Origin of the sequence: Streptomyces sp. 8L (genome assembly GCF_020176795.1) — a bacterium.
In the GTDB taxonomy this organism is placed as follows: Bacteria; Actinomycetota; Actinomycetes; order Streptomycetales; family Streptomycetaceae; genus Streptomyces.
The window spans coordinates 1-4,764 of the sequence record NZ_JAIUKE010000353.1 but is presented as its reverse complement, the minus strand read 5'-3'; the positions used below and the strand labels follow the sequence as shown (position 1 = coordinate 4,764).

Genomic DNA, 4,764 nt, shown 5'->3' with positions numbered 1-4,764 from the left:
GGGCCGCCCGGTGGGCGGCGGGGTGTGCGCCGAGGGGCGCGTACGGACTGGGCGCGGCGGCCCCGAAGGCGGCGAGCGCCTCGCAGGCGGCGATGAGCAGGGTGGTGCGGCGGGAGAGGAGGGAAGTCGTCACGGACGGCACTCTGCTGCTCCCGGGGCCGTCCGCGCGGCCGGGCCGGGCCCAACTCGCCCGCCGGGCGGCCGGGTTTCACCCGATGTGGCTACTGGCGGTATCCGCTCAGGAACCGGCCGATCCGGCTGATCGCCGCGTCCAGGTCGTCGGCGTGGGGCAGGGTCAGGATGCGGAAGTGGTCCGGGCGCGGCCAGTTGAAGCCGGTGCCCTGGACGACCTGGATCTTCTCCCGCAGCAGCAGGTCGAGGACGAACTTCTCGTCGTCCACGAGCGGATGGACCTTCGGGTCGAGCTTCGGGAACGCGTACAGGGCGCCCTTCGGCTTGACGCACGAGACGCCGGGGATCTCGTTCAGCTTCTCCCAGGCGCGGTCGCGCTGCTCGTACAACCTGCCGCCGGGCGCCGTCAGTTCGTGGATGGACTGGCGTCCGCCGAGCGCCGCCTGGATGGCGTACTGGGCCGGCGCGTTGGGGCACAGCCGCATCGACGCGAGGACGGTGAGGCCTTCGAGGTAGTTGCGGGCGTGCTGCTTCGGGCCTGTCACGACGAGCCAGCCGGAGCGGAACCCGGCCACGCGGTACGTCTTCGACAGGCCGCAGAAGGTCAGGACGACGAGGTCGGGGGCGAGCGCGGCGGCCGAGTGGTGCACCGCGTCGTCGTAGACGATCTGGTCGTAGATCTCATCGGCGAACACCATCAGCTGGTGGCGCCTGGCGAGGTCGAGGATGCCCTCCACGATCTCGCGCGGATAGACGGCGCCCGTCGGGTTGTTGGGGTTGATGATCACCACGGCCCTGGTGCGGTCGGTGATCTTCGACTCCATGTCGGCGAGGTCCGGGTTCCATTCGGAGGACTCGTCGCAGACGTAGTGCACGGGACGTCCGCCCGCGAGGGAGGTGACCGCGGTCCACAGCGGGAAGTCCGGTGCGGGGATGAGGACTTCGTCGCCGTCGTCCAGCAGGGCCTGCACGGCCATCGAGACCAGCTCGGACACGCCGTTGCCGAGGAACACGTCGTCCACCGAGACGTCGACGCCGAGCTCCTGGTAGCGCTGGGCGACCGCGCGGCGCGCCGAGAGGACGCCGCGTGAGTCGGTGTAGCCGTGCGCCTGCGGCAGCATCCGGATCATGTCCTGCACGATCTCCTCGGGCGCCTCGAAGCCGAAGGCCGCCGGATTACCGGTGTTCAGCCGCAGAACGCTGTGCCCGGCCTCCTCCAGCGCGTCGGCGTGCGCGATGACCGGCCCGCGGATCTCGTACAGGACGTTGCTGAGCTTGCTCGACTGCCGGAACTCCATGGCGTGGCCTCCCCGACCGGTTGCGATGCGCGTACTTGGTTTTACCAAGCTTGAGCTTGGAAAGTCCAACAACATGTCTAGACTGCGAGCCATGCCACGTCGCCGAAGCTACGACCAGTACTGCGCGGCGGCCCGCGCCCTCGACACCGTCGGGGACCGCTGGACCCTGCTGATCGTCAGGGAACTGCTCGCGGGCCCCCGCCGCTACACGGACCTGCACGCCGACCTGCCGGGTGTCAGCACGGACGTCCTGGCCTCCCGCCTGCGGGACATGGAACGCGACGACCTGGTCACCCGCAGGAAGCTGCCGCCGCCGGCTGCCGCCGTGGTGTACGAACTGACGCCGCGCGGCGCCGGGTTGCTGCCGGTCCTCACCGCGCTCGCCGCGTGGGGCGCGCCCGACCTCGGCGAGCCGGGCCCGACGGACGCCGTACGGACGCACTGGTTCGCGCTGCCGCTGCTGCGGACCCTCGGGGAGCGCGCGGGCGCCGGAGCGGGCACGGTGGAGGTACGGCTGTCCGCCGCGCCCAGGTCCACGTTCCATGTGCACCTCGGCGCGGACCACGCGAAGGAGGCCGCGGGCGCGCCGGGCGCCGCGTACGGCGAAGGGCCGGCGCCCGCCGGTCCCGACGCGGTCCTCACCCTCGACGCCGCCACCTGCCGCGCGCTGTGCGGCGGCACGTCCCTGTTCGCCGACGCCCTGCGCGACGGCGCGGTCACCGTGGAAGGGGACGGGCCGCTGGCGAAGGCGCTGCGCGGGGAGTGACCCCGCTCGCCCGACGGGCCGGCAGGGCGGCCCGGGCGGCGACGGGGGAGGATGGGCCGGTGCGACTCGAAGCGATCACCTGGGAACGGCTGACGGACGCCCTCGCGGACCGGTTGCTGAAGACCGGACCGCGCGACGGCGGCTCCCGGCTGCGGGTCGGCCTCGACGGAGCCCCCGCCGCCGGGACCGGGCGCCCGGCCGACGCGCTCGGCCACGCACTGCGCCTGCGGGGCCGCCCGTCGGCCGTCGTCAGTACGGAGGGGTTCCTGCGGCCCGCCTCGCTGCGGTACGAGTACGGGCGGCAGGACCCCGACGCGTACTACGGACGCTGGTACGACACCGGCGCGCTGTGGCGCGAGGTCTTCGCCCCACTCGACCCGGGCGGCTCGGGGCGCGTCCTGCCGGACCTGTGGGACCCGGCCACCGACCGCGCCACCCGGAGCGAACCGGTGGAACTCCCGCCCGGCGGCGTGCTGCTGCTGCACGGGCCGCTGCTGCTCGGCCAGTGGTTCCCGTTCGACCTGACGGTCCACCTGGACGTGTCGCCCGGCGCGCTGCACCGGCTCACCCCGCCCGCCGACCGGTGGACGCTGCCCGCGTTCGAGCGGTACGCGGCGGACACCGACCCGCGCGCGGCGGCGGACGTCGTCGTCCGCGCCGACCGGCCGGACCACCCGGCGTGGACGGGACTGCCGGACGCCGGGCGCTGAGCGGGCCCCGGCGCCCGGGCGGGCACTCGGACAACCGGACGGGCACTCGGACAGGCGGACGCCCGACCTGGGCCGAGTGCGCCGTACCGGCGCCGATCAGTCTCCGGCCGGGCAGTGGCCCGAGCGCGGGGACGCGGCGCCGGTCAGGAAGCGGGTCACGACATCCGCCACGCAGCCCGAGGACGTGTCGACGCCGTGGCCCGCGGCGTCCACGGTCACCAGGCCCGCCCTGCGGCCGAAGGCGTGGAGCGTCTCCCGCGCGTCGGACAGCGGAGTCGACGGGTCCGCGGTGTTCTGCACGAGCTGGACGTCGGCCGGCCCCCGGTCGTCCGGCCGGGGCGCGCGGTCCGACGTCGGCGTGTCCCAGAAGGCGCACGCCCAGACGTTGGCGGGCGACCCCGCGGTCAGCGGATAGCGCCGGGCGCTGCGGGCCACGGCCGCGCGGTAGTGCGCCATGTCCCTCGGCCAGGCCGTGTCGTTGCAGATGATCGCGTCCTGCGCGCTCACGAAGTTGTCGGGCAGTTCGCTGCCGACCGGCAGGGCACTGCCCGCGCCCGGCGGGATCGCGCCGGCCCGGGCGTCCGCGAGCAGACCGGCGAGGACCGGGTAGTACGACTGCTGTTCGAGCAGCACCTCCTGGGCCTCCAGGAGCAGATTGCCGGTGAGCCGCCCGTCGCCGTCGGGGAAGGGGAGCGGGGCGCCGTTGAGCCGGCGGGCGAGCGCGAGGACGGTCGCGCGTATGCCGGTGGCCGCGGCGCCCAGGTGGTACGTGCTGTCGCGCGCCGCCACCCACGTCGCGAACGGACCGAACGCGTCCGCGACGCCCTCGCCCTTGTTGGTGATCGCCTCTTCCACCCCGCCCGGCGGCACGACGCTGTTGAGGAGCACGCGCCCCGCCGTACGCGGAAAGAGCGTCGCGTACACCTCGCCGACGTAACTGCCGTAGGACGTACCGGTGTAGGACAGCGTCCGCAGGCCGAGGGCCCTGCGGACGCTGTCGATGTCCCGGGCGATGTTCGCGGTGTTCACATAGCGGATCTCGGCGCCCGCGTCGCGCGCGCACGCCGCGGCCGTACGCCTCGCCACGCCGATGTTGGCGGCGATGCCGCCGTCCGGCGCCGGGTAGGGGATGCCGGTCGCCTCCGCGCGGTCGGCGGGCGCGATGCCGCAGTCGAGCGGGGCGCTCGCGCCGATGCCCCGGTAGTCGAGACCGTAGAGGTCGGTCGAGGCGGTGACCTGCCCGGGCAGCGCGGACTCCTCGGAGGACGGCAGGTCGATGCCGCTGCCGCCCGGGCCGCCCTGGCCCGTCATCAGGGAGCGCGCGTGCCGGGCTCCCGAGAGGATGCGGGAGATCTCGATGCCGAGGTGCGGGCCGTTCGGCCGCTGGTAGTCGAGCGGTACGGAGACCTTCGCACACCGCTGGCGCGGATCACGGTGCACGGGCGCGGTGCCGGGTCCGGCCGCAGGCGGCGGGCACGCGCCCCAGTGCAGGGGCGAGGGCGCAGGCGCCGGGGCGCGGGCCGGCGCGTGCGCCGTGGTGGCCGCGGCGCCCGGTTGGACGGCGGAGCCGAGCAGACAGGCGGCGGCGAGCGCGAGTACCGCCGCCCGGTGTCGATTACGCGTGTGCACGAGCGCCTCCGGAGGCCGAGGAGTGGTGACCGGCCGTCAGTCTCGCCGCCCGCCCGGCAGCACACATCCGCCCCCGGGGTGGAGATGCGGGTGGAGACTCCGGCGGGGCCGCGCCGCGTTCCGCGCGCGAGAGCCGGGGGGGGGGGGGGGGGGGGCCCGGGCCGGGGCCCCCCCCCCGCCGCCGCCGGCGCCGCCGCCCCGCGCCCGCCCCCCCCCGCGGCCCCGCCCG

At 75.1% G+C, this 4,764-nt stretch carries 4 protein-coding genes; 2 read left to right on the top strand and 2 right to left on the bottom strand.

Features of this window, described 5'->3' with window-relative positions:
- Nucleotides 1–221 precede the first annotated feature (221 nt).
- Nucleotides 222–1,430, bottom strand: a complete 1,209-nt coding sequence (locus LCE31_RS26265) for a pyridoxal phosphate-dependent aminotransferase (RefSeq protein WP_225018333.1) — start codon at nt 1,428–1,430, stop codon at nt 222–224.
- Between the two features lie 91 nt (nt 1,431–1,521).
- Between LCE31_RS26265 and LCE31_RS26260 the strand changes: the two genes are divergently transcribed.
- Complete coding sequence (locus LCE31_RS26260) at nt 1,522–2,196, top strand: winged helix-turn-helix transcriptional regulator (protein ID WP_225018331.1); 675 nt, start codon at nt 1,522–1,524, stop codon at nt 2,194–2,196.
- A gap of 59 nt (nt 2,197–2,255) precedes the next feature.
- A complete protein-coding gene (locus tag LCE31_RS26255) occupies nt 2,256–2,906 on the top strand; it encodes a uridine kinase (RefSeq protein WP_225018321.1) in 651 nt (216 codons plus the stop codon).
- A 96-nt stretch (nt 2,907–3,002) separates the two neighbouring features.
- Here the strand turns inward: LCE31_RS26255 and LCE31_RS26250 are convergent, their stop codons facing one another.
- Nucleotides 3,003–4,535, bottom strand: a complete 1,533-nt coding sequence (locus LCE31_RS26250; RefSeq protein ID WP_225018319.1) for an alpha/beta hydrolase — start codon at nt 4,533–4,535, stop codon at nt 3,003–3,005.
- Nucleotides 4,536–4,764 lie beyond the last annotated feature (229 nt).